We start from the raw sequence: 22,834 nt of genomic DNA, 5'->3' as shown, positions 1-22,834 counted from the left end.
AGCGACGCGCCGCCGGGCGGTCCGCAGGGCGACACGCCGGAATGGCGATCCGATTTCTGGTGTCCGACCGGGCCTCGAGCCGCTGTCGGCGGCTGCCGCGCGCGCGAGTCGCGTTGTCTCCCAACATCGCCCGCAAACGCGTGCTGACGTGGGCGGGTCATGACGGGTCCGGACCGGTGCGCGGGCCGCACCTGGCAGCACATCACACCGCCTGTAGTCATTACGCTATGGCCCGACTCGGCCACGTGACGACGAGACCCCGGCCGGGTGCGGGTGTCGGCGGAGGAGAGGCACAGGAGGGCCGCGATTGATGCTGTTCGGTGATCGTGTCGTGTGCAGCACCGGAGACCTGGTGGCGGCGGCGCGTTGTGAGTTCGCGCTGCTGCGCGCGCTCGACGCCGAACTGGGACTGGTGACGCCGGTCGAGTTCCCGTCGCCCGGCACGCTCACGCACACCCCCGACCCGGCCGTCGAACACCGCCTCGCCGACCTACGCGACCGGTACGGGCCGGGCGTCACCCGCATCCGCCTGTCCGAGCCCGCGGCCGACGCCCTCGCCACCACCGCGCTCGTCTCCGAGGACCTGCGCGAGCGCGCGCTGGCCGGACTGCGGGACGCGCACGACCGGACGCTGACGGCACTGCGGGCGGAGGCCGAGGCGGTCGCGGGCGGCGTGGTGTTCGACGGGGACTTCGTGGCGCGCTGCGAATTCCTGGTGCGCGATCACGCGCCCGAGGGACACGACTACATCGTGGCCGGGGTGGCGGGCCGGCGCGGCGGGATCGCGACCCTGCTGGGCCTGGCGGCCACCGCAGAGGCACTGCGGCGCAACGGTTTCCGGTCCGCGCCGCAGGTGCGGGTGTGGGAGGACGGCGTCCCGGTCACGTACACGCTCGCGGACATGGCGGTCGTCTACCAGGCCCGGCGAGCGCGGCTGAACCGCATCGTCGACACCAAACTCGGCGAGCTGCTCCCCGTGCAGTGGGGGGACCGGCGCTTCCTGGCCTGCGGCCACTGCCCCACCTGTACGACCGAACTCGAGACCCGCCGGGATCTGCTGCTGGTGGCGGGCATGCGCCCGGCCACCCGCGCCCACCTGCGGGACGCGGGGATCACCACCGTGGACCGGCTGGCCGTCGCCGACGCCGCCGTCACCGGCATCCCGTCCGCCACCCTGACCACCCTGCGCCGCCAGGCCGAGGTCCAGATCCTGCGCGAGCGCACCGGCCGTCCGGTGCACGCCCTCATCGATCCGGCCGCGCTGGCCGCCCTGCCCGCGCCGACCCGTGGCGACCTGTTCGTCAGCGTCACCCCGGTCAATCCGCCCGACACCGCCGACCTCCCGCGCGCGGGGTCCGGAATCGCCCGCACCGCAGGCGATGTGATCGTGCAGATCAGCGCGCTCGAGCCGGCCGACCGGGCGCCGGCGGACTACCCGGCCGCACAGGCCCTCCGCGTGGCCGAAACCTCGTCCGCGCCGGCGATATTCGTCCAGGAACCGGCGGAGTCGGCCGACGGCGAGCAGTTCGCCGAACAGCGCGGCAGCGCCGCGGTCGCGACCTTCGAGCAGGGGCCCGGGGTGAGCACGGTCGCGCTGGGATTCGTGCCCGCGCCCGCCGTGCCGAAACCGGCGCGCACCTTCGTCATTCGAGCCGACGGCCCGGACACCCTCGGTCCCGGGAGCCGTTCCCGCCGCCGCGACGACGCGGACGCGCTGCTGGAGTTCCTGATCGAGCGCCAGCGCGAATGCCCGGACCTGCGGATCCACCACTATCGCGGCGATCTGCGCGGCCTGCTGCACGCCATCGGCGAACGCGATTCCGAGGGTGAGGATGTGGTGGCGGAGCTGCTGCCCTCACTGGCCGACCTTTACCCGGTGGTGCGGGCGGCACTGGTGGTCGGCGAGCGCTCCTACGACCTGCACCAGCTGCCGCCCAATCAGGAGGAGAGCGGCGGCGGCGCGGAAGCCGTACTGCGGCTGCGGGATTGGCTGCTCGAGCTGGCCGCCGGGCACGAGGTCCGGCCCAGCCGGCGGTGGTCCTACGACTACGCCGAGACCGGGCCCGACGAAATCGAGGCGGCCCTGCGGGAATTCGCGGAGAGCGGCGGCGAGGAGCGCGGCCCGGCGCAGGAGGCGGCCGGGCTCGCGGCGGCGGCGCTGGGCTATCACCGGCGCGAGCGGCGGCCGCTGCGCTGGGCGCACGACGACCGGCTCGACCATCCGGTGGCCGAATGGGCCGACACCGCAGGGGTTCTCGTCGCCGACTCCGGTTCGGTCGACACCGACTGGCACGGCACCGGCCAGCAGCCCATGCGGCGCTACCTGACCCTCACCGGCCGGCTGGGCACCGGCAACGCACCGCCCCCGGGCACGGCGGTGCTCACCCTCTACGACCGCCCCGCGCCCGGCATGAGGGTCATCCCGGGCCTGCGCGCGACGGCACACGCCACCGTCCTCGGCTGCGCGCTGGACACCAATTTCGAGGACGTGGTGCGGGTGGTGGAGATACTCCCAGTGGGCTGCGAACCCTACGACGAGCTGCCCTCGGCCATCGCGCCCTGCCCGCCCGGCCACGACATCCATCTCGCGGAAGCCTTGGAGGACACCGCACATCAGCTGCTGGTGACCCTCCCCCAGGTGCCCGAGACCGCCGTCTTCGACATCCTGTGCCGCCGCCCGCCGAGACTGCGCGCGGGCGCGGCGTTGCCCGAGGTGTTCGGCGATCACGCCGCCGCCGTCACCGCCGCCGTCCTGGATCTCGACAATTCGTATGTGGCCGTGCAGGGCCCGCCCGGCACCGGCAAGACCGACACCACCGCGCGCGCCGTGGAACGGCTCGTCACCCGCTACCGGTGGCGGGTCGGCGTGGTGGCGCGCTCGCACCAGGTGGTCGAGCACGTGCTCGACGCCGTGGTGCAGGTGGGCGTGCTGCCGGAGCTGGTCGCCAAGGCCGACAGCCGGGCGGTGGCGCCGGAATGGCTGCCCATCGAGGCCTCGCGCTATCCGCGCTTCCTCGACAATGCCGTGAACGGCTGTGTGGTGGGCGGACTCTCGAGCGACTTCACCGATCCCGAGCGCATCGCGCGCGACAGCCTGGACCTGCTGGTCATCGTGGACGCCGGGAAGTTCCCGCTGGCCGAGGCGGTGGCCGTGGCCGTGTGCGCCCGGAATCTACTGCTGGTCGGCGACCCCGCGCCGCCGACGGGACACGGCGCGCATCCCGAGCCGATCGCCGAATCCGTGCTGGGCCGGCTGCTCGGCGCGCACCGCACCCTGCCCGCCGCCTACGGCTACTTCCTGGACCGCACCTGGCGCATGCACCCGCGCATGTGTGGCCCGGTGTCGCGCCTGCGCTACGACAATCGGCTGCGCTCCAATGAAACCGTCACCCTCGCACGGGAACTCGACGGCATTCCGCCCGGCGTGCGCACCGTGCCGGTGGAGCATCACGGCAACAGCACCGAATCCGCCGAGGAGGCACGGGAAATCGTGCGCCAGGTGCGCACGCTGCTCGGATTGCCCTGGCACACCGGCGCACTCACCCGCCGCCTGCATCCGCACGACATCCTGGTGGTGGCCCCCTACCACGCCCAGGTGGCGCGCATCCGGACCCTGCTGTCGCGGGCCCGCATCGAGGACGTCCTGGTCGGCACACCCGACCACTTCCAGGGCCGCGAGGCCGCGGTGGTGCTGGTCTCCATGACCACCTCCGCGCCCGAGGACGCCCCGCACGGGATCGGCGCGCTGCTGTCGCGGCACTGGCTGACCAGCGCGATCTCGCGGGCCATGTGGTCGGCGATCATCGTGCGCTCGCCGCTGCTGACCGAATACCTCCCGGCCACCACCGCCGAGCTGTCCGACCTGGCCGCGGTGCTGCAGCTCGACCGGGTCTAGCCCGGGCCCGGCTCCCTCGGCTCAGCCGAAGCAGTGCCCTTCACCGCGATAGGTGGGCACCGTGGTGCGGCTGCCGTCCCCGTCGATCAGATGCACCTCGTTGAAGCGCTCGCACAGCTCGCCCGCCTTGGCGTGCCGGAACCAGACCCGGTCGCCGATCTCCAGGCCGCCGGCGCCCGTCAGCGGGGTCTGCACCTCGCCCGCGCCCTCGGTCCCGATCAGTTTCAAGCCCAAGGGCCACACCGGTTTCGGCACCCGCGACGCCCCCGTCGGCCCGGAGGCGATGTAGCCGCCGGAGAAGACGGTGGCGATGCCCGGCGCCGGCCGGCGCAGCACCGGCGTGGCGAAGTACATGGACGGCCGCGGCGCCAGATTGCGGTAGCCGTCGAACAGGGTCGGCAGGTACAGGCCCGAACCCGCGGTCACCTCGGTGACGCCCGGGTCGGTAATGCTGACCTCGATGGACCCGGTGCCGCCGGAGTTGACCAGCTCGAGTTCACCGACCGTCGACCGCACCGCCTCCAGCACCTGGCGGCGGCGCTTCCCGATCTCCGTCGCGGACGCCCACTTCACCAGGCGCACAGCGGGATTGGTGTCCGGCAGACCCGCGATCTGAGCCTCGTAGGTCATCACGCCGACGACCCGGAAACCGCGGGAACGGGTTTCGGCGGCCAGCCGGGCGGCCTGCTCGGGGGTGCGGATGGGCGAACGGCGCACACCGAGGTGCAGCGGGCCGAGGCGCAGGGAGGCGTCCACATCCAGACACACACGGGGAGCGACCTTTTCACCGCCGACGGCCTCGCGAATCAGGTCCAGCTGGGCGGTGTCGTCGACCATGAGGGTGATGGAGTCGAGCAGCAACTGGTCGGAGGCGAGTTCCGCCAGGGCGTGCCGGTCGGCGGTGGGATAGCCGAGCAGTACATCGCGCGCGCCCTCCCGGACCAGCCAGATGGCTTCGCGCAGTGAGTAACCCATGATGCCCGCGAAGCCGCCGGAGGCGGTGAGCTTGGGCCCGAGGACTTCCTCGAGAACGGCGCGGCAGCGCACGGATTTACTGGCCACCCGGATCGGGACGCCGCGGGCGCGGCGCACCAGATCGTCGGCATTGGCGCGCAGGGCGGTCATATCGACCGCGGCGAGCGGAGGTTCGAGGTCAGCGGTGGCCGCGTGCAGCCCGCTGATCGGCGACGAATCGGTCACCAGATCATTCGACCATGAACCTGGTCATGCGTCCAGCATTAAGTTTTCGGGCCAGGCCGGGTGTGTCAGGGCAGGTCGACGGCCTTGGTCGACAGGTACGAGACCAGGTCGTCCAGCACCACCAGCGAGATCTCGTCATCACAGTCGGCCAGCCAGCGCAGCACCATGCCCTGGATGACGGCCAGCAGATAGGCGGCGATGGCATCCACCGGTTCCAGCCACTGGGTGCCCGAGCGGCGGGCACAGTGGTCCAGGAAGGACGTCACGTCGGCGTCCAGCTCCCGGAACATGGCCGTGGCGACCGGGTCCGGGACACAGGTGGCCTGGTTCTCCCAACGCCGCCGCAGCACCGCCAGGGTGGACTCGTAGGCCCGGATCTGCCGGTCCGGGGAGGATTTCAAGATCGGCCACAGCGTGCTGAGTCCCGCGTGCAGCAGGATGCGCAGGGCACGATTACCCCTGAAATCAAGCGACACGGCCGCAGTCTCGATGGCCTCGGTCATGGCCGGACGAAGTCCGACCTGGGTGATTTCTCCACTTGCGCTCAACGACGACTCCCTTTGGCAAAGAACTCGCGCACCTCGCCTGCGCGGCTCGCTCAACGGGTGTTGCAGATCGGCACTGATCTCCGGCTTGTACGCCGACGTACCCGTTCAACGGGTATCGATGTTACGTCTTTTTCTGGCCCGGCAACCAGCTTTGATAGCCGATTCCATACCTCAAGAATGTTTTGTTACCTAATTGGAACAGGCCCGCGACCGGATGGGAATGATCAAATTGAACAAGCGCCCGGTAAAGCCGTTGTTTGGACCGGACGGTATTTTATCGGCGGGTGTGCGATGAAACATAGCGGGTGTGCGTGAACCCACAACGCTCCACTGTTCGACACTCTGGCGTTACCCGCCCACCGATAGCCTGACCGGGTGACTTCTGCGCGCCATGACCAATTCCTGATCTCCGGCACCTTCAATTTCCGCGATCTCGGCGGCGCCCGCACCGCGGGCGGTTCCACCGTGCGGGACGGAGTGCTGCTGCGGTCCGCCCAGCTCAGCCGGCTCGACGAGACGGGCCTCACCACCCTCGGCAGGCTGGGCGTCACCGATGTCCACGACCTGCGCGGGTTCGCCGAGATCGACCACATCGGCCACGACGTCGTCCCGGACGGCGTGCGTTTGAAGGTCACCCCCTTCGACCCCCGCATGGGCGAGACCCCGCCGCACGAGGCGCGCCGCCACAGCAGCGCCTCCGGCCACATGCTCGAGGTCTACCGGCTCTTTCCCGCCCTGCCCGAGGCGCACGTCGCCATCCGGTCGCTCGCCGGCTCCGTGCTGAGTGGGACCGCGCTGGTGCACTGCGCCGCGGGCAAGGACCGCACCGGCTGGGCCGTGGCCACACTGCTGCGGGCGATCGATGTCACCGAAGAGGACATCTACGCCGATTACCTGCGCAGCAATGACGCTGTCCCCACCCTGCGCGCGTTGATGACCGCGGGCACCGACGAGGAACTCTCCGACGATCTGCTCGGCGTCCGCCCCGAATACCTGGAGTCGGGCACCAACTCCATGAATGCCATGTACGGCGGCCTGGACGGCTATCTTGCCGAGATCGGCATCACCCAGGAGCTGCGCGACGCGCTGCGTGCCCGGATGCTCGTCTGATCGCTGCGGCTGTCGTGGCGGCGCGCGATCAGTCCGCGTCCGACCGGCGGACCAGGCCGTTGCGGTCGATGCTGACCTGGTTTCCGGTGTGGAACCAGGAGCCGGTGAAGCGGGACTCGGTGGTCTGCGGGTCGTTCCAGTAGCGGGGGCTGACATTCGGCCCCCGGCACAGCAGCTCGCCGTGGCCGACGGCCGCGAGCGGGCCCCACAGCGCGAGTTCGGTTCCGCCGAAGGCGAATCCGAGCGCGTCCCGGCCCGGAGCGGTGTCGTCACGGGCCAGCCCGATGCCGGAGGTCTCGGTCGCACCCCACACCGACCACTGCCGGGCCTCCGGGAAGACCGCGCGCAGGGAGTTGGCGACGGATTCGGAGGTGGCCGGGTCGGCCGCGGCCAGTTCGGCGCGATGCCCGGCACTGCAGATCTGCCGCACCCGCTCCACCCGCAGCCCGGCCAGGCCGGGCAGCAGGCCGGCGAAGATGCGCGGGGTCGCGGCGACCATGTCGATGCGTTCGGCGACAAGGGCTTCCGGCACCGCGGACCGGTCGGGGGTGAGCACCACGGTGCCGCCGACCGCGAAGGTGGGCAGCAGCTGGTCGACGCAGCCGCTGGCGTGCGCGAGCGGCAGCAGCACCAGATTGCGCAGGCCGTCGGTGGGCAGATCCAGCGCGCCGACCACGGAACGGACCGCGGAGAGGAGGTTCTCGTTGGTCAGCTCCACCCCGCGCGGGCCCGCCCCGGAGCAGGGGCTGGTGTAGCTGAGCAATGCCAGTTCGCCGAGGGACGCGCCGTCGTCGATGAAGGCCGCGCCGTCGGGCAGCGCGTCACGGAAGCCCGCCGCGCGGCCGCCGCCGTCGAGCACGAAGTCGGCGCAGGCATCGTGAATCACGCGGTCCGCCACGGCATCCGGCAGCCCGTCGTGAACCAGCACCGGCACCGCCCCGGAGAGCAGCGCGCCCAGGAACGCCTGCACCCAGCGGGCGCCGACCGGCATGCGGACCGCGACCCGGTCGCCGTAGCCGATGCCGTGTTCCTGCAGGCCGCCGGCAATGCGGGAGGCCGAGTACCAGAGTTCGCGGTAGGTGAGCCGGGGGCCGCCGATCTCGACCACGGCCTCGCGGGCGGCGAAGGTGTGAACCTGGACGTCGAGGAGTTCGGTGAGCGCGGGCGTGAGGTTGCCATAGCGCAGGATGCCGTCGGCGGCGCGGGCAAGCGGGTTGTCGCACCAGCCGTTTCGCGTCTGCGGATATTCCACGAGTAACTGCGACATCGTCGTCCCTCCGGGTACCTCGAAGCCCTGCAGGCAAGAGTGACTATATGATGCAGATCACATCGATGGGCGGATTGTCGGCAAACGGATGTCAGGCTTTCACACCACGGAAACAGATCGCCGCTCGGTCAACCCCACATTCCCCCGATCGAGCCTGCGGAAACATCGATTCTGCGGTGGCTTCGCAACAGTCGCACCGGGATTCCCCGCCGGGCGGTCTCGTGCCACCCCCGATCCCATACCAGTGCAGGTAACAGGCTTGACACGCCCGGGCGGCAGACGACACGCCCGGACGCGCACAGTCGATCCGGTTCTTCCAGCGGAAGCGCGGCCGCGGCCCGGCCGATCGGCGCCTACTGGCCTGTATACGTGGCCTTTCCGGGGCCGACCTCGAGGAAGCTGCGCACCGCGCCCCGCAGATCCGCGGTGCCGAAAAGTTGCCCGGACACCTCGGGAGTCACCGAATCCGCGTGCGCCACACCACCGGAGCGCCAGGCCTCGATGATCGCCTTGGTGGCGGCGTGCGCGCGGGTCGGGCCCTCGGCGAGCCGGGCCAGCAGCGCCCGGGCCGCGGTGTCGACATCCTCGTGCACCGCATTGACCACACCCCACTCGGCCATGGTGGCGGCGGAGTAGGTGTCACCGGTCATGACGAACTCGCGGGCGCGGCCGGAACCGGCGCGCTCGGCCAGCCGCTGCGGGCCGCCCATCGACGGGGTCAGGCCCACCACGGTCTCCACCAGGCCGAACTTGGCCTTGGGCGCGGCCAGAATGATGTCGCAGGCCAGCGACATCTCGAAGGCCGCGGTCAGGGTCAGCGAGTGCGCGGCGAAGATGACCGGGCAGGGCAGCGCCTCGAGCGGGTGGATGATGCGCGCGAACAGGGTCCGCCACAGCTGCGCGCCCTCCTCCTCCGACAGGCCGTCGAAGACGTGCACGTCGACGCCGCCGGAGACCAGCTTGCCGTCGGCGCGGATCAGCAGCGCGCGGGGCGGATTCGCCGAGAGCTCGTCGATATCCACGGCCAGCGTGTCCATCAGGGCCTTGTCGAAGAGGTTCAGCGGCGGATTGTCGATGGTGAGGATCGCCGCGTCCGCGCCGCCGTCGGTGACGATGCGCTCCAGGCGGGTGGGCTTCGAGTCAGTCATGACCCTGAATGTATGCGGACGCTTACTTTTGCGACAGAGCGGAAGGGAAATTTCGCGGAGGCAACTAGCCTGATCATGTGACGACCTCGAAATCCGAGCCGGGGACCTACGTCGAACCGGGCGAATTCAAGCGCGATACGAACTACATCGAAACGCGGATCACCGCCGACGGCCGAGACGGGTATCCGGTCGAGCCCGGCCGGTATCGGCTGGTGGCGGCGCGGGCTTGTCCATGGGCCAATCGCACGCTCATCGTGCGGCGGCTGCTCGGACTGGAATCGGTGCTGTCGCTGGGACTGTGCGGGCCCACCCACGACAAGCGCAGCTGGACCTTCGATCTGGATCCGGGCGAGGTGGATCCGGTGCTGGGCATCCACTTCCTGCAGGACGCCTACTTCATGCGGTTCCCCGACTATCCGCGCGGCATCACCGTGCCCGCCATCGTGGACGAGCGCACCGGCGCGGTCGTCACCAACGACTACGCGCAGATGACCCTCGACTTCTCCACCGAGTGGGCGCAGTACCACCGGCCCGGCGCGCCGCGGCTGTATCCGGAAGACCTTCGCGCGGAGATAGATTCGGTGAACCGCCGCGTCTACACCGAGGTCAACAACGGCGTGTACCGGTGCGGGTTCGCGGGCGGGCAGGACGCCTACGACGCCGCCTACGACCGGCTCTTCACCGCACTCGACTGGCTGTCCGAGCGACTGGCGACCCAGCGGTACCTGGTTGGCGACACCATCACCGAGGCCGACGTCCGGCTGTTCACGACACTGGCCCGGTTCGATCCGGTCTATCACGGCCATTTCAAGTGCAATCGGCAGAAACTCACCGAGATGCCGGTGCTGTGGGCCTACGCCCGCGACCTCTACCAGACCCCCGGGTTCGGCGACACGATCGACTTCGTGCAGATCAAGCAGCACTACTACATCGTGCACACCGACATCAACCCGACCCGGGTGGTGCCCAAGGGGCCCGAGCTCGGCAACTGGCTGACCCCGCACGGCCGGGAAGCCTTGGGCGGCAGGCCCTTCGGCGACGGCACCCCGCCGCCCCCGCCGGTCGAGGCCGAGCGCGTCCCCGCAGGACACGCCCCGGCCTGACCCGGCTACTCGCCGGCCGCGCCCCGGTAGGTGCCGAAGCTCCAATAGACGCCTTCGGGGTCGCGGCAGGTGAAACCCCGTGACTCGTAATCGGTTTCATCGCGCAGCTCACGGGTGATGGTGGCGCCCGCGGCCTGCGCCCGGGCGTACAGGGCGTCCGCGTCGTCGACGGCGATGTACACCGAGCCGACGCCGGGCGGCTGGCAGTCCAGCGCCATGCCCTCGCGGACGCCGCCGAGCATGATGGCGCCGCCGCCGGGCCAGGCGAGTTCGGCGTGCGCGACGGTGTCGCCCTCGTCGTAGCGGGCGGTGGTCTCGAAGCCGAAGGCCCGCTCCAGGAATGCGATGGCGGCCGGGGCGTCGCGGTAGACCAGGGTCGGCCAGACGACGGTGCCGGTCTCGATGGGGGTTGTCGTTTCGCTCATGGGACTAGCCTCCGACCTCGGCGGCCTGCTGGTCTTGGACGAATGGGAACTCCTCGCGTTCCCGCCACACCGACGGCGGCATGCCCGCGAGTTCCCGCCATTCGCGGGCCATGTGCGCCTGGTCGTAGTACCCGGCGGCGGCCGCCACCTCCGCGAGCGGGGGCAGGATCGGGTCCCGCAGCAGGCGGTGCGAGCGTTCGAAGCGCGCCACCCGGGCGGCGTCCTTGGGGGTGATGCCGAATTCGGCGCTGAAGCGGCTGCCGAGATGTCTTCGGCTCCAGCCGATCTCGTCGGCCACGGCGGCCACCCGCACCGCCGGGTCGGGGCCCGACAGCAGCGTCCAGGCGTGGGTCAGCTCGGCAGCCCAGCGCACCGGATCCACCTGGCGCAGCAGGATTTCATCGATGACGGCGAAGCGCCGCGGCCACGAGCGCACCGACGACAGCCGCTCCCGCAACTCCGTCGCGCGCGGCCCGAGCACGTCGGCCAGATCCACGATCCACGACCCGAGCGCCGCCGCGGGCATCCCGAACAGCGCCCGGCAGCCCAGCGGCGTCAGGTTCAGCTGTACCCCGTGCTGGAACCCGTTGTGCGCGATCACCGCCGGCCGCACCGTGAGCCCACTGGCCAGCATGTCCCAGTGACCGCCCGCCTGCTCCGGATGCGAGGACACCGGCACGTGAATGGGCTCGTCGATGGTGATGATCACGGTCAGCGCCGCCGCGGGCATCCCGACATGCGTACCCGGCGCGAAGCCGTGCAACAGATAGCCCTCGTACCCGAGGACGTACGCGCGCAATCGGGGGTCGGGCAGTCCCGACGCGCCTTCGGACACGCCTGCCACGCCGTCCACCCTAGGCCGATGGTCTCCGGCATGGGACCCTCCCGTCCGGAACCGGTCTATCTCGCGAATCGTTGTCGAAGTGCCATAGAGTTCGGTCTGGAGGACCGCACGAAGAAGGGGTTGTCGTCGATGTTCAAGACCGGGCTCGAAAAAGCGGTCGTCTCGCTGCTCGACAACGGGTCCCAGGTACAGGCCCCGGCTGTCACGAAATACGTGGGCAAGCTGCGGGATGCGCATCCAGGTGAGACGCCCGCGCAGATCATCGCGCGCATCGAAAAGCTCTACCTCAAAACCGTCACCACCTCCGGCACGGCGGTCGGCGCGACCGCGGCGGTGCCGGGCGTCGGGACGGTGGCGTCGCTGGCGGCCATGAGCGCGGAGACCGCCTTCTTCCTGGAGGCGTCCGCGGTGTTCACCCTGGCGGTGGCGGCCGTGCACAGAGTCGCGCCCGAGGACAAGGAGCGCCGCCGCGCCCTGGTGCTTGCCGTGGTGCTCGGCGAGAGCGGCATGGAGATCGTGCAGAAGAGCGTCGGGCACTCGGCCGCGAACTGGGGCGGGCTGCTGGCGGGCAAGATCCCGGGCCTGAGCGCCATGAACGATTCACTGCTCAAACGCTTCATGATCCAGTTCATCGCCAAACGCGGCGCGCTCATGGTCGGCAAGGTGATTCCGGCCGGAATCGGCGCGGCCATCGGCGGATTCGGCAACCGGGCGATCGGGCGCGGCGTGGTCGACAATGCCCGCAAGGCGTTCGGCGCGCCGCCGCTGACCTGGCCCCAGCCCCTGGTCATCGACGCCGATCCGCTGCCCGCGGTGGAGGCGCCGACCCGGAACCTGCAGCCGTGAGCGCGCGGCCGCTCGCCTTCGCCGCCGGGGGCCTGACCAAGACCTTCGAAAGCGTCACCGCGGTCGAGGACGTGAGCTTCGTGGTGCCCGCCGGCAAGGTGGCCGCCCTGGTGGGCCCGCACGGCGCGGGCAAGTCCACGGTGCTGCGCATGCTGCTCGGACTGCTCACCCCCACCTCCGGCACCGCGAGCGTGGGCGGACCCGGCTCCGGCGTGCGGGCCGGACGCCAGGTGGTGGGCGCCATGCTGAATCCGCGCGGCCTGCACCCGGCCCGCCGGGTGTTCGCCCAGCTGCTCGTCTATGCCTCCGCCGCAGGCGTTTCCGATGCCCGGGCGGAGGAACTGCTGGCGCTGGTGCGGCTCACCGATGCCGCCGACCAGCGCATCGGCGGCCTGCCGGAGGGCATGCGGACCCGGCTGGCGCTGGCCGTCGCGCTGCTCGGCGATCCGCCGCTGCTGGTACTCGACGATCCGGCCGCCGGGCTCGATATCGGGGAGACCGCCTGGCTCAACGACTATCTGCGCGGCCACGCCCGCCGCGGCGGCACCGTGCTGCTCACCTCCCGCATGCTCAGCACCGTGCTGCCCATCGCCGACGAGCTGCTCGTGCTGGACCACGGCCGCATCGCCTACCAGGGCAGCCCGGCCCGGCTGCGCCGCAGCCACCCGGACCGGCTGCTGGTGAAGGCCTCCAGCCCGATCGCGCTGGCCACCACCCTGGCCGCGCAGGGCTTCACCGACGCGGTCATGCGGCCCGACGGCCGCCTCGCCATCGCGGAAGCCTCGCTCTCGCAACTGGAATCGGCCGCCTCCACGGCCCGCGTCCAGCTCACCGAGATCACCCCCGAACACATTCATCCCGATCAGGTCCTGGCCGCCCTCACCCACAGCGGGCCCCCGGCGCCTGGGTACCCGGGCCCGGCCGCCTACCGGACCTACCGGTGAAGTCGTTGCGCCACACCGCTATCCGCCATGGGAGCACGGTCCGTCGCCGGATCGACGACCTCCCACGAAAGGACATTCGATGATCCTCACTGTGCCGCCGGTGGTGGTCCGGGCCGCGAATTCCGAAGTGCGGAAGGTGACTTCGGTGCGGTCGAACTGGCTGATCGGCGGCGGGGTCATCGTGGCGGGCGTGATCGCGTTCGTGGCGCTGGGCACCGGATTCCAGCCCGGCGACCAGCATGCGCAGGGCTTCAGCTCCGGATCCGGCTGGGCGGCGCTGCTGACCACCTGGGTGCTGGTGCTCACGGTCGCGGCCGCGGCCACCTTCGGGGCGCTGGGTGCCGGCACCGAACTCCAGTCCGGATCGCTGGCGATGAGCTCGCTGTACACCCCCGACCGCACCCTGCTGCTCGGCGCGAAACTCGCGGTGGCGGGGGCGTTCTCGCTCGGCACCGTGCTGCTGATGGAGGTGCTGGGCGGGGCCGCCATGCGGCTGGCCGGCGGCTCTCGGGTGCCCCTGGACGGCGGCTTCTTCGGCGTGCTGATCGGGGTGGCGCTGGCGGCGGTGTGCTGGGCGGTGATCGGCACCGCGATCGGTGTCGTGCTGCGCTCGCCCACCCGGGCGCTGGCCGCCGTGCTGGGCTGGGCCGTGCTGGAGCCGCTGATCTGGATCACCGCGCGCGCCATCGGATTCGGTGGGCTGGCGGCCATCCTGCCGGTGTCCTCGACGGTCGGGGCGATCAGCGGCGGCCGTTACGCCAAGAGCGCGCTCATCGCGCCGACCCCGGCCGCCATGGCGCTGCTGGTGCTGTGGAGCGCCGCGGCGGGTGCGGCCGCCTGGTGGATGCTCACCCGCCGCGACCTCTGATCAGGCACGGCCGGAGAACAACCGCCGCCACACCTCGTGATCGGTGCGCGGGCCGCCGGGCGTGTCCGCGCCGTACTTCGCGATGAGGCCCGGCAGGTCCAGCGGGAGGCTCGGCGCGGTCATGGCGGCCAGCTCCGCTTCCACCGCGGCGTCGGGAACCAGCCAGCAGACCTCGAATTCGATGCCGTCGGGGTCGGCGGCGTAGAGCGCCTTGGTGGAGGCGTGGTCGGAAGCCCCGGTGAGCGCGCCCGCCGCGACCAGGGCGTCGCGCACCCGCTGTAGTTCGCTCAGCGTGTCCACCTCCCACGCCAGGTGATAGAGGCCGACCCGGCCGGTGCGGTGCGGGGCCGACGGGTCCGGCGACTGGAACAGACCCAGGTCGTGGTCGTTGGCCGACCCGGCCGCCTGCAGGAACGCCCCTCCCGGGAATCCGCCGGGCAGCCGGCGAAAGCCCAGTACCTCGCTGTAGAAGGCGACCGAGCGCTCCACGTCGGAGACGAACAGGACGGCGTGATTGAGACGCTGAATCGGCATGGGGGCGACTCCGTTTCGAAGGACCGTGACGATCCAGCCGACCACGGCGTGCCGCGCCGCACAAGCCACCGTCCCGGCACACTGGACAGGGCGGCAGGACGACGGGAACAAAGTGGGGGTGGGGAGACAGTTGTTCTCCGGGATGACTTCGAAGGATGTGGATAGGGTGCGCGGCTGGCTGCGCAGGTTGTGGGAACGGTGCGCCCGGCACCCGTGGATGCTGTCCGGGCTGGGGCTGGCCATCGTGCTCGGGGCGGTCGTGGAGGTGACCGGGCCGCTGCTGGCCAAGCGCGCCCTCGACGGCGCGACCGCCGGGAACACCGGCATCATCGCGGCCATGGCCGTGGCACTGGGCGTGCTCGCGGTCGGCCGCTTCCTCGCCTCGTTCGGGCGGCGCATGCTCGCCGGGCGGCTCGCCCTCGACGTCCAGCACGAACTGCGCGTGGATCTGCTGTCCGCGCTGCAACGGCTGGACGGGCCCGGACAGGACGGGCTGCGCACCGGGCAGGTCATCTCGCGCTCGATCAGCGACCTGACCCTGGTGCAGGGCCTGCTGGCGATGGGCCCCTGGTCCGCGGTGGCGGCACTGCAGTTCGTGCTGGCCGCGGGCGTCATGCTGTGGCTCTCGCCGCCGCTGGCCCTGGCCGCGCTGCTGGTGGTGCCGGTGCTGGCGCTGGTGGTCTACCGGGTGCGGCCGCGGCTGTACGCGGCCACCTGGTCCGCGCAGCAGCGCGCCGCCGACCTGGCCCAGCACGTCGAGGAGACCGTCACCGGCGTGCGCGTGGTGAAGGGCTTCGGGCAGGAGGCCCGGATGGTCGACGTGCTCGAGCAGCACGGCCGCACGTTGTATGCCGAGCGCATGCGCGCCGCCCATATCGACGCCCGTTTCAGCCCCACCCTGGGATCGATTCCGCAGGCCGGTCTGGTCGCGGTGATCGCGGCGGGCGGGCTGCTCGCCTTCCACGGCAGCATCGGGCTCGGCACCTTCCTGGCCTTCGTCGCCTACGTGTCGACGATGACCAACTCCACCCGGATCGTGTCGTATGTGGTGGTCATGGCGCAGCTGACGCGCGCGGCGGCCGAACGCGTGAACCAGGTCATCGACAGCGCGCCCGAACGCATCGATCCGGAGCACCCGGTGGAGGTGCCCGAGGGACCGCTCGGCATCGAAATCGACGATCTCACCTTCGGTTTCGAGCCCGGCCGGCCCGTGCTGCGCAACTTCACACTGAACATCGCACCCGGCGAGACGGTGGCCGTCATCGGCCCGGCGGGCTCGGGCAAATCCACCCTGAGCCTGCTGCTGCCCCGCTTCTACTCCCCCGGCTCCGGCCGGATCACCCTGTACGGCAAGGACTCCCGCGCCGACATCGCCGAACTGCGCGCCGCCGACCTGCGCTCGGCGGTCGGCGTGGTCTTCGACGAGGCCTTCCTGCTCTCGGACACCATCGCCGCCAATATCGCCCTCGGCCGGCCCGATTCCACCGAGGCGGAGATCCAGGCCGCCGCCAAACAGGCTGCGGCCGACGACTTCATCAACGCCCTGCCCGACGGCTACGAGACCGTGGTCGGCGAACGCGGCCTGACTCTCTCCGGCGGTCAGCGCCAGCGCATCGCATTGGCCCGCGCCCTGCTCGCCGACCCGCGCATCCTGGTCCTCGACGACGCCACCTCCGCGGTGGACGCCGTCACCGAGGCCGCCATCTTCGCCTCCCTCCCCGCCGATTCCGGACGCACCACCCTGATTCTGGCCCACCGCGAATCCACCCTCGCCCACGCCGACCGCGTGATCCGGCTGCCCGCACCGGAATCCGGCGATGGGCAGGTGCCGGTGATTGCGGACGCGCCGGACATGACCGCGGAAACGGCTGCCGGAAGCCGGCATTCGGTCGATCGGGACACACCGGCGGAAGTGCGGCGGGTGCTGGGGAAGCTGCCGCCGGCCGCCGAGCGGCCGGGCCTGGATGCGGCCGAGCTGCGCGAGCCCGACCCGGGCTTCCGGCTGAGTCATGCGCTGCGGTTGGTGAAGTGGCTGGTCGCCGGCACCATGGTGCTGCTCGCGCTGAACGCGGTGGTGGGCGTGGGCTTCCCGTCCGTGGTGCGGTACGCGGTGGACTCGGGCGTCGGCAAGCATGACGGCTGGGCGCTGGTGCAGGCCACCGTGATCGGGACCGTGCTGGTCGGGCTCGGCTGGCTGGTCGCCTCGACCTCACTGCTGTGGAGCAACCGGGCCGGGGAGCGTGTGCTCTTCGGGCTGCGGGTCCGCAGCTATGCCCACCTGCAGCGGCTCGGGCTCGACTTCTACGAGCGAGAACTGTCCGGCCGCATCATGACCCGGATGACGACCGACATCGACGCCCTGTCCACCTTCATGCAGACCGGACTGCCGGACGCGCTCGTCGCGCTGCTGACGGTGGCCGGCATCGCGGTGGCACTGCTGGTGATCGACTTCCAGCTGGCGCTGGTCGTGTTCGTGACGCTGCCGCCGCTGCTCCTGGCCACCTGGTGGTTCCGCAAGGTCTCCGATTCCGCCTACAGTGCCGCGCGCGAACATTCGGCCACGGTGAACGCCGACTTCGCCGAGAATGTCGCGGGCCTGCGGGTGGTGCAGGCCAATCGGCACGAGGCCAGCTCCGCACGCCGGTTCGCCGGGTACTCCGACAATTTCCGGGTCAGCCGGATGCGGGCCCAGCGGGCCATCGCCACCTTCTTCGCCTTCGTCGGCATGTGGGCGGATCTGGCGCTGGCGTCGGTGGTCTTCACCGGGGCGTGGGCGGTCGCGCACGGGTCCACCACGCCGGGCACGCTGGTGGCGTTCGTGCTCTACCTGCAGCTGCTGTTCGGGCCGATCATGCAGCTCTCGCAGCTGTTCGACGGGTATCAGCAGGCGCGAGTGGGGTTGCGGCGCATCGGGGAACTGTTGCGGACCCGGTCATCCATCGCGCCGGACCCCGCGGACGCGGCGCTCATCGACGGGCGGCTGCGCGGGGAGGTCGTCTTCGACAATGTCCGCTTCCAGTACCCGGGCGCGGTGCGGCCCGCGCTCGAGGGCGTCAGCCTGACCATCCCGGCGGGCGGCAGCCTGGCGCTGGTCGGCGAGACCGGCGCGGGCAAGTCGACCATCGTGAAGCTGCTCGCCCGGCTCTATGACATGCCCCGGACACCGGGTGACCACACGGCCCGGACACCGGGTGACGGGAATCACGAACTTTCCGGCAGTGTTACGCCGTTCTCCATAGCGGATATGCATGACAGTGGCCATGATCCTGACGGCACCGGCGCAATTCGCGTGGACGGCGTGGATATTCGCGACTATCGGCTCGCCGAGTTCCGCTCGCGGCTCGGCGTGGTCCCTCAGGAAGCTCACCTGTTCACCGGCGACATCGCCAGCAACATTGCATTTGGCAAACCTTTTGCGAGTCCCGGGGAAATCGAGGCGGCCGCGGCCGCGGTCGGGGCGCTGGACACCATCACCGCCCTACCCCGGGGCATGCGGCAGCCGGTCGGTGAACGCGGACGCGGGCTCTCCGCCGGTCAGCGGCAGCTCATCGCCCTGGCCCGCGCCGAACTGGTCCGCCCCGATCTGCTGCTGCTCGACGAGGCCACGGCCGTGCTGGATCCGGCTGCCGAGGCATCGGTGCTGGTCGCGAACGAATCGGTGACGCGCGGCCGCACCTCGGTCATCGTCGCGCACCGGCTGGCGACCGCCGCCCAGGCCGATCGGATCGCCGTCGTCCAGCACGGCCGGATCAGCGAAATCGGCGGCCACGACGAACTCCTCGCGGCACAGGGCCCGTACTCGCGCTTGTGGGCTGCGGCGCAGGCGACGGAAGGAATATTCTCGGGCGAAGACGAGTCGTCATCAGAGAATGTGTCCGCTCGGTGGTAGCCATGCCCGACGGCGAACAGGGGTGGGCATATCCTCAGTGGGGGCGCATCGGCGCGCATCCGCCGATTACCCGTGCCGGGCACGTCACAAACGTCGCAGCGCGAAGAACGAAATGAGGCGAACACCTGCTGTGAGCAGCTCAACAGACCAGTTCGGACAGAACCAGTGGCTTGTCGACGAGATGTACCAGAAGTACAAGCAAGACCCCTCGTCCGTCGATGAGAGCTGGCACGAGTTCCTGGCGGACTACACGCCGGAGAACACTGCCGAGATTGGTAACAACAGCCAGGCGGCCGCCGCCGTCGCTCCGGCACCCGCCGCAGTGCCTACTGCCCCCGGACCCGCCCAGAGCGCCCCCGCCGTGAATTCCACCCCTGTCGCCACCCCCGCTCCGGCCGCCCCCGCCCCGGCCCCCGCCCAGGTGCGCACCCCCCAGACCACTCCCGCCCCCAGCTCCAACGCGGCCCCGACCTCGGGCGGCCCCAAGCCCACCGCCGAGGACGAGACCAAGGTGCTGCGCGGTCCCGCCGCGGCCGTCGTCAAGAACATGTCGGCGTCGCTGGCCATCCCCACCGCGACCTCGGTGCGTGCCATCCCGGCCAAGCTGATGATCGACAACCGCCTGGTCATCAACAACCACCTGGCCCGTACCCGCGGTGGCAAGATCTCCTTCACCCACCTGCTGGGTTACGCCATCGTGCAGGCCATCAAGGCCTTCCCGAACATGAACCGGCACTTCGCCGAGGTCGACGGGAAGCCGAACGCGGTCACCCCCGCGCACACCAATCTCGGTCTGGCCATCGACCTTCCGGGCAAGGACGGCAGCCGTGCGCTGGCGGTCGCGGCCATCAAGAACGCCGAGGGCATGACCTTCGCGCAGTTCCACAGCGCGTACGAGGACGTCGTGCGCCGCGCCCGTGACGGCAAGCTGACCAACGACGACTTCGCCGGTGTCACCATCTCGCTGACCAACCCCGGCACCATCGGCACCAACCACTCGGTGCCGCGCCTCATGCTGGGCCAGGGCGCGATCATCGGCGCGGGCGCCATGGAGTACCCGGCCGAGTTCCAGGGCATGAGCGATCAGCAGCTCGCGGAGATGGGTATCGGCAAGCTGATGACCCTGACCTCCACCTACGACCACCGCATCATCCAGGGCGCGGAGTCCGGCGACTTCCTGCGGACGGTCCACAACCTGCTGATCTCGGACGAGTTCTACGACGAGATCTTCCACGGCATGGGTGTCCCCTACGAGCCGGTGCGCTGGCGCAAGGACATTCAGGAACGCGGCATCGACAAGTCGACCCGCGTGCAGGAGATGATCAACGCCTACCGCAGCCGCGGCCACCTGATGGCCGATACCGACCCGCTGCGGCTGGTGAAGGACAAGTTCCGCTCGCACCCTGACCTGGATGTCACCCAGCACGGCCTGACCCTGTGGGACCTGGACCGCGAATTCAATGTCGCGGGCTTCCACGGCCAGGAGCGCATGAAGCTGCGCGACGTACTGTCCATCCTGCGCGACGCCTACGCCCGCCACGTGGGTGTGGAGTACACCCACATCCTGGATCCCGAGCAGCTCAAGTGGATTCAGGAACGCGTGGAGCAGAAGCACGCGAAACCCACTGTGGCCGAGCAGAAGTACATCATGTCCCGGCTCAATGCGGCCGAGGCGTTCGAGACCTTCCTGCAGACCAAGTACGTGGGCCAGAAGCGCTTCTCGCTGGAAGGCGCCGAGTCGGTCATCCCGATGATGGACGCCGTCATCGACCAGTGCGCCGAGTACGCCCTCGACGAGGTCATCATCGGTATGCCGCACCGCGGCCGCCTGAACGTGCTGGCCAATATCGTCGGCAAGCCCTACTCGAAGATCTTCACCGAGTTCGAGGGCAACATGAACCCGGCCGCCACCCACGGCTCCGGCGACGTGAAGTACCACCTCGGTGCGCGCGGCACCTACCTGCAGATGTTCGGCGACAACGAGATCGAGGTCTCGCTGACCGCCAACCCCTCGCACCTCGAGGCCGTCGACCCGGTGCTGGAGGGTCTGGTCCGCGCCAAGCAGGACCTGCTCACCAAGGAAGACATCGTCACCAAGGGTGAAGAGGCGCGTTCGTTCTCGGTCGTGCCGCTCATGCTGCACGGTGACGCGGCCTTCGCCGGCCAGGGCGTGGTGGCCGAGACCCTGAACCTGTCGGGTCTGCGCGGCTACCGCACCGGCGGCACCGTGCACATCGTGGTGAACAACCAGATCGGTTTCACCACCGCGCCGGAGTACTCGCGCTCCACCGAATACTCCACCGACATCGCGAAGTTCATCGGCGCCCCGATCTTCCACGTGAACGGCGACGACCCGGAAGCCTGTGTGTGGGTGGCCAAGCTGGCCGTCGACTACAAGCAGAAGTTCAAGCGCGACGTCGTGATCGACATGATCTGCTACCGCCGCCGCGGCCACAACGAGGGCGACGACCCGTCGATGACCCAGCCGGGCATGTACGACGTGATCGACACCAAGCGCTCGGTCCGCAAGGCGTACACCGAGAGCCTGATCGGCCGTGGCGACATCTCCATGAAGGAAGCCGAAGACGCCCTGCGTGACTACCAGGGTCAGCTGGAGCGGATCTTCAACGAGGTGCGCGAGCTGGAGAAGTTCCCGCCGGAGCCGTCGGAGTCGGTCGAGGACGAGCAGCAGCTGCCGCCGAACCTGGTGACCTCCGTGGACAAGACGGTGCTGCAGCGCATCGGCGACGCGTTCGTGAACGTGCCCGAGGGCTTCAGCGTGCACCCGCGCGTCAAGCCGGTGCTGGAGAAGCGCCGCGAGATGGCCTACGAGGGCAAGGTCGACTGGGCCATGGCCGAGCTGCTGGCCTTCGGCACGCTCGTCGACGAGGGCAAGGCCGTCCGCCTGACCGGTCAGGACTCCCGCCGCGGCACCTTCTCGCAGCGGCACTCGGTGATCATCGACCGCAAGAACGGTGACGAGTACACCCCGCTGCACAACATCGGGTCGAAGAACCCGGGCTGGTTCGCGGTGCACGACTCGGCGCTGTCCGAGTACGCCGCTGTCGGTTTCGAGTACGGCTACTCGCTGGGCAACCCGGACGCACTCGTCCTGTGGGAGGCGCAGTTCGGTGACTTCGTCAACGGCGCGCAGTCCATCATCGACGAGTTCATCTCCTCCGGTGAGGCCAAGTGGGGTCAGCTCTCCGAGGTCGTGCTGCTGCTGCCGCACGGTCACGAGGGCCAGGGCCCGGACCACACCTCGGGTCGTATCGAGCGCTTCCTGCAGCTGTGTGCCGAGGGTTCGATGACGGTGGCGGTTCCGTCCACCCCGTCGAACTACTTCCACCTGCTGCGCCGCCACGCCCTGGACGGCATCCGCCGCCCGCTGGTGGTCTTCACCCCGAAGTCCATGCTGCGCAACAAGGCCGTGATCTCCGAGGTCGAGGACTTCACGGACAACAAGTTCCGCACCGTGCTCGAGGAGCCCACCTACGAGTCGGGCGACGGCGACCGCGCCAAGGTCAAGCGCGTGCTGCTCACCTCCGGCAAGATCTACTACGAGCTGGTGGCCGAGAAGAAGAAGCACAACCGCGACGACGTGGCCATCGTGCGCGTCGAGCAGCTGTACCCGATTCCGAAGTTCCGCCTGAACGAGGCACTGGAGCAGTACCCCAACGCCGGCGATCTGGCGTGGGTCCAGGAGGAGCCGGCCAACCAGGGCGCGTGGCCGTTCTTCGGCCTGAACCTGCCGGAGATCCTGCCCGCCCGCTTCGGCAAGCTGCGCCGCATCTCGCGCCGCGCCATGTCGGCCCCGTCCTCGGGTTCGTCCAAGGTGCACGCGGTGGAGCAGCAGGAGATCATCGACGAGGCGTTCTCCCCGACCGCATAATTCGGCCGGATCGCGGTGAAACGAAGCCGCCCGCTGGATCTTTCGATCCGGCGGGCGGCTTTTTCGTTGCGGCAGAGCGGGATTACTTGTCCTGCACGTCGCCTCGAGCCTTCGCGTCGTCCGAGCCCCCGAGGTCCCAGACCGCCATCATGGCGGCGATACCCTCGGTGGCGGCGGTGTCCTGGGTCGATTCCTGATCGGACATTGCGTGTACCTCTTTCTGCTACTTCCGTAACGAAAGTTGATGCTACCGGCCGGAATTACTTGCGGCCTGTCGGGAAATGGCCTGCGACAAGGCATTTCGTCATTGTCGTGATGGTC

16 protein-coding genes are annotated in these 22,834 nt (G+C 70.0%); 8 read left to right on the top strand and 8 right to left on the bottom strand.

Going from position 1 to position 22,834, the window contains the following annotated elements; translation table 11 throughout:
• Positions 1-310 precede the first annotated feature (310 nt).
• On the top strand, positions 311-3,895 hold the full coding sequence (locus ACFXIV_RS20775) for an AAA domain-containing protein (protein WP_379394137.1): 3,585 nt from the start codon (positions 311-313) through the stop codon (positions 3,893-3,895).
• 21 nt (positions 3,896-3,916) lie between these two features.
• Here ACFXIV_RS20775 and ACFXIV_RS20770 read toward each other — a convergent pair whose 3' ends face one another.
• Positions 3,917-5,095 (bottom strand): amino acid deaminase/aldolase, encoded by a 1,179-nt coding sequence (locus ACFXIV_RS20770; RefSeq protein ID WP_379394135.1) that lies wholly within the window; start codon positions 5,093-5,095, stop codon positions 3,917-3,919.
• Between the two features lie 65 nt (positions 5,096-5,160).
• Positions 5,161-5,643, bottom strand: coding sequence for a TetR family transcriptional regulator (locus ACFXIV_RS20765; RefSeq protein WP_379394133.1), 483 nt, complete (start codon positions 5,641-5,643; stop codon positions 5,161-5,163).
• A 375-nt stretch (positions 5,644-6,018) separates the two neighbouring features.
• Between ACFXIV_RS20765 and ACFXIV_RS20760 the strand changes: the two genes are divergently transcribed.
• Complete coding sequence (locus ACFXIV_RS20760; RefSeq protein ID WP_379394131.1) at positions 6,019-6,753, top strand: tyrosine-protein phosphatase; 735 nt, start codon at positions 6,019-6,021, stop codon at positions 6,751-6,753.
• 28 nt (positions 6,754-6,781) lie between these two features.
• Here ACFXIV_RS20760 and ACFXIV_RS20755 read toward each other — a convergent pair whose 3' ends face one another.
• Positions 6,782-8,020 (bottom strand): class I adenylate-forming enzyme family protein, encoded by a 1,239-nt coding sequence (locus ACFXIV_RS20755; RefSeq protein ID WP_379394129.1) that lies wholly within the window; start codon positions 8,018-8,020, stop codon positions 6,782-6,784.
• A 353-nt stretch (positions 8,021-8,373) separates the two neighbouring features.
• On the bottom strand, positions 8,374-9,168 hold the full coding sequence (locus ACFXIV_RS20750; RefSeq protein WP_379394127.1) for an enoyl-CoA hydratase/isomerase family protein: 795 nt from the start codon (positions 9,166-9,168) through the stop codon (positions 8,374-8,376).
• A 77-nt stretch (positions 9,169-9,245) separates the two neighbouring features.
• Between ACFXIV_RS20750 and ACFXIV_RS20745 the strand changes: the two genes are divergently transcribed.
• Positions 9,246-10,271 (top strand): glutathione S-transferase family protein, encoded by a 1,026-nt coding sequence (locus ACFXIV_RS20745; protein ID WP_379394125.1) that lies wholly within the window; start codon positions 9,246-9,248, stop codon positions 10,269-10,271.
• A 5-nt stretch (positions 10,272-10,276) separates the two neighbouring features.
• Here the strand turns inward: ACFXIV_RS20745 and ACFXIV_RS20740 are convergent, their stop codons facing one another.
• Together ACFXIV_RS20740 and ACFXIV_RS20735 are read right to left on the bottom strand one after the other, a co-directional pair.
• Positions 10,277-10,696 carry a VOC family protein gene (locus tag ACFXIV_RS20740; protein ID WP_379394123.1) on the bottom strand — a complete coding sequence of 140 codons (420 nt, stop codon included), beginning with the start codon at positions 10,694-10,696 and terminating at the stop codon, positions 10,277-10,279.
• Between the two features lie 4 nt (positions 10,697-10,700).
• Positions 10,701-11,540 carry a helix-turn-helix transcriptional regulator gene (locus ACFXIV_RS20735; protein WP_379394121.1) on the bottom strand — a complete coding sequence of 280 codons (840 nt, stop codon included), beginning with the start codon at positions 11,538-11,540 and terminating at the stop codon, positions 10,701-10,703.
• 129 nt (positions 11,541-11,669) lie between these two features.
• Here ACFXIV_RS20735 and ACFXIV_RS20730 point away from each other — a divergent pair, with 129 nt between their 5' ends.
• The 3 genes from ACFXIV_RS20730 (at position 11,670) to ACFXIV_RS20720 (ending at position 14,198) form a co-directional block, all read left to right on the top strand.
• The gene (locus ACFXIV_RS20730; protein ID WP_379394119.1) at positions 11,670-12,386 is read left to right on the top strand and encodes a hypothetical protein; all 717 of its coding nucleotides are present in this window, start codon (positions 11,670-11,672) and stop codon (positions 12,384-12,386) included.
• Positions 12,383-13,330: an ABC transporter ATP-binding protein gene (locus ACFXIV_RS20725; RefSeq protein WP_379394117.1), complete on the top strand. Its 948-nt coding sequence runs from the start codon at positions 12,383-12,385 to the stop codon at positions 13,328-13,330. The genes ACFXIV_RS20730 and ACFXIV_RS20725 overlap by 4 nt, the downstream gene beginning before the upstream one ends.
• Before the next feature lie 79 nt (positions 13,331-13,409).
• The gene (locus ACFXIV_RS20720; RefSeq protein WP_379394115.1) at positions 13,410-14,198 is read left to right on the top strand and encodes an ABC transporter permease; all 789 of its coding nucleotides are present in this window, start codon (positions 13,410-13,412) and stop codon (positions 14,196-14,198) included.
• On the opposite strand, the gene ACFXIV_RS20715 is transcribed toward ACFXIV_RS20720, so the two are convergent.
• On the bottom strand, positions 14,199-14,732 hold the full coding sequence (locus ACFXIV_RS20715; RefSeq protein WP_379394113.1) for a VOC family protein: 534 nt from the start codon (positions 14,730-14,732) through the stop codon (positions 14,199-14,201).
• 142 nt (positions 14,733-14,874) lie between these two features.
• On the opposite strand from ACFXIV_RS20715, the gene ACFXIV_RS20710 reads away from it, so the two are divergent.
• Positions 14,875-18,621: an ABC transporter ATP-binding protein gene (locus ACFXIV_RS20710; RefSeq protein ID WP_379394111.1), complete on the top strand. Its 3,747-nt coding sequence runs from the start codon at positions 14,875-14,877 to the stop codon at positions 18,619-18,621.
• A gap of 112 nt (positions 18,622-18,733) precedes the next feature.
• Entirely contained in the window at positions 18,734-22,513 is a 3,780-nt protein-coding gene (locus ACFXIV_RS20705; protein ID WP_379394110.1) for a multifunctional oxoglutarate decarboxylase/oxoglutarate dehydrogenase thiamine pyrophosphate-binding subunit/dihydrolipoyllysine-residue succinyltransferase subunit, read from the top strand.
• Positions 22,514-22,595: 82 nt separating this feature from the next.
• Here the strand turns inward: ACFXIV_RS20705 and ACFXIV_RS20700 are convergent, their stop codons facing one another.
• Positions 22,596-22,718 (bottom strand): hypothetical protein, encoded by a 123-nt coding sequence (locus ACFXIV_RS20700; protein WP_379394109.1) that lies wholly within the window; start codon positions 22,716-22,718, stop codon positions 22,596-22,598.
• Positions 22,719-22,834 lie beyond the last annotated feature (116 nt).

The organism is Nocardia sp. NPDC059236 (assembly GCF_042754085.1).
GTDB lineage: Bacteria > Actinomycetota > Actinomycetes > Mycobacteriales > Mycobacteriaceae > Nocardia.
This window is presented reverse-complemented; position numbering and strand designations above follow the sequence as displayed.

Excerpts from the sequence above, each read along its gene's own strand:
- ACFXIV_RS20740 (WP_379394123.1), bottom strand. The coding sequence starts at position 10,696 with ATGAGCGAAACGACAACCCCCATCGAGACCGGCACCGTCGTCTGGCCG.
- ACFXIV_RS20700 (WP_379394109.1), bottom strand. The coding sequence starts at position 22,718 with ATGTCCGATCAGGAATCGACCCAGGACACCGCCGCCACCGAGGGTATC.
- ACFXIV_RS20715 (WP_379394113.1), bottom strand. The coding sequence starts at position 14,732 with ATGCCGATTCAGCGTCTCAATCACGCCGTCCTGTTCGTCTCCGACGTG.
- ACFXIV_RS20710 (WP_379394111.1), top strand. The coding sequence starts at position 14,875 with ATGACTTCGAAGGATGTGGATAGGGTGCGCGGCTGGCTGCGCAGGTTG.
- ACFXIV_RS20730 (WP_379394119.1), top strand. The coding sequence starts at position 11,670 with ATGTTCAAGACCGGGCTCGAAAAAGCGGTCGTCTCGCTGCTCGACAAC.
- ACFXIV_RS20755 (WP_379394129.1), bottom strand. The coding sequence starts at position 8,020 with ATGTCGCAGTTACTCGTGGAATATCCGCAGACGCGAAACGGCTGGTGC.
- ACFXIV_RS20720 (WP_379394115.1), top strand. The coding sequence starts at position 13,410 with ATGATCCTCACTGTGCCGCCGGTGGTGGTCCGGGCCGCGAATTCCGAA.
- ACFXIV_RS20775 (WP_379394137.1), top strand. The coding sequence starts at position 311 with ATGCTGTTCGGTGATCGTGTCGTGTGCAGCACCGGAGACCTGGTGGCG.
- ACFXIV_RS20750 (WP_379394127.1), bottom strand. The coding sequence starts at position 9,168 with ATGACTGACTCGAAGCCCACCCGCCTGGAGCGCATCGTCACCGACGGC.
- ACFXIV_RS20705 (WP_379394110.1), top strand. The coding sequence starts at position 18,734 with ATGAGGCGAACACCTGCTGTGAGCAGCTCAACAGACCAGTTCGGACAG.